This is a genomic window from Streptomyces spiramenti, assembly GCF_012034385.1.
Lineage (GTDB): Bacteria > Actinomycetota > Actinomycetes > Streptomycetales > Streptomycetaceae > Streptomyces > Streptomyces spiramenti.
In genome coordinates this window covers 1-1704 of record NZ_JAAVJB010000430.1, presented here as the reverse complement: position 1 = coordinate 1704, position 1704 = coordinate 1, and the positions used below count along the sequence as shown (strand labels likewise).

Annotated in this window: 1 protein-coding gene; it reads left to right on the top strand. The window is 74.5% G+C overall.

Annotation, left to right across the window (positions count from 1 at the left end):
- Positions 1–1704, top strand: a 1704-nt coding sequence (locus HCJ92_RS23925; RefSeq protein WP_245241218.1) for a condensation domain-containing protein, incomplete at both ends; no start/stop codon positions are given.

The window sequence follows — 1704 nt, the reverse complement described above, 5'->3', positions numbered from 1 at the left end:
TCCTCGCCGCCCGCCTCACCAACCACATCCACCACCACACCGGCACCCACCTCACCATCCGCGACATCTTCCTCAACCCCACCCCCGCCGGCCTCGCCCACCACCTCACCCACACCACCCCGCACCGGCAGAACGCCACAGGCGCCGGCGCGGGAGCGGGGAGCACGGCCGGCACCCGCCGCCCCGAGCGGCTGCCGCTGTCGTTCGCCCAGCGGCGGCTGTGGCTGCTGGCGTCGATGGAGGAGCTGGGCACCGCCTACAACGTGCCGATGACGGCCCGGCTGGACGCGCTGCCGGATCCGGAGCTGCTGCGGGCGGCCGTCGCCGACGTGGTGGCGCGCCACGAACCGCTCCGGACGGTGTACGCCACCCACGAGGGGGAACCCGTGCAGCGGGTGCTGCCCGCGGGGGAGCGCGAGCCGTTCGTCGAGCACCGCCGGACCACCGCGGAGAAGCTGCCGGTGGAGCTGGCCGACGCCGCCCGCCACGCCTTCGACCTCGCGGCCGAACCCCAGCTGCGGGTCACACTGTTCGACACCGGCGACGGCAGCGCCACGCTGCTGGTGCTGCTGCACCACATCGCCACCGACGGTCAGTCGCTCGGGCCGCTCTTCGACGACCTCGCCTCCGCGTACGCGGCGCGGGCGACGGGCGGACGACCGCCCTGGCCGCCGCTCCCCGTGCACTACGCCGACCACGCCCTCCGGGAGCGGAAGCAACTGGGCGACCCGACCGACCCGGACAGCTCCCTCGGGCGGCACCTCGCCCACTGGCGGCAGGCGCTGGCCGAGCTGCCCGAGGAACTGCCGCTCGTCCTGGACCGGCCGCGCCCCTCGGTCGCCGGCAACCGCGGCGCCACCGTGCCGGTGGAGTTCGGTCCGGAGTTGTACGCGCGGATCGAGCGGCTGGCCCGGGCGGAGCGCTCCACACCGTTCATGGTGGTGCAGGCGGCGCTGGCGACGGCGCTCACCCGGCTCGGGGCCGGCGAGGACATCCCGCTCGGTGTGCCCGTCGCCGGCCGCTCGACCGCCGAACTGGCGCCGCTGGTCGGCTTCTTCGTCAACACCGTGGTGCTGCGGACCGACACCTCCGGCGACCCGGCCTTCCGAGAGCTGCTGCGACGGGTGCGGGCGGCCGACCTCGACGCGTTCGCGCACCAGGAGGCCCCGTTCGACCAGGTGCTGGAGGCGGTGGCGCCCCGCCGCTCACCCGCGCGGCACCCGCTGTTCCAGGTCTGCCTCGCGTTGGAGGGCGGGCCGCAGCCGACGATCCGCCTGGCGGGTTCGGAGCCGGCGCCGGCCTCGGTGGTGGACACCGGGGGCGCCAAGTTCGACCTGGAGTTCCTGCTGCGGGGCGAGCCGGCGAGCGGACTGACCGGGGCGCTGCTCTACAACCGGGACCTGTTCGACGCCGCCACCGCGGAACGCATGGTCGCGACGTTGCACCGCGTGCTGGACCACGCGCTGCGGCAGCCGGGCACCGCACTGAGCGCGATCGAGGTCCTGGGCGGTGTGGAGCGGGGGTTGGTTGTCGGGGCGTGGAACGACACCGCGGTGCCGATCGGTGACGGGACGCTGAACACCCTCTTCGAACATCAGGCCCGTACCCGCCCCGAGCACACCGCCGTCATCCACGAGCAGGACCGCACCACCTACCGGGAGCTCAACGAAGCGGCGAACCGGTTGGCGCACCACCTCACCACCT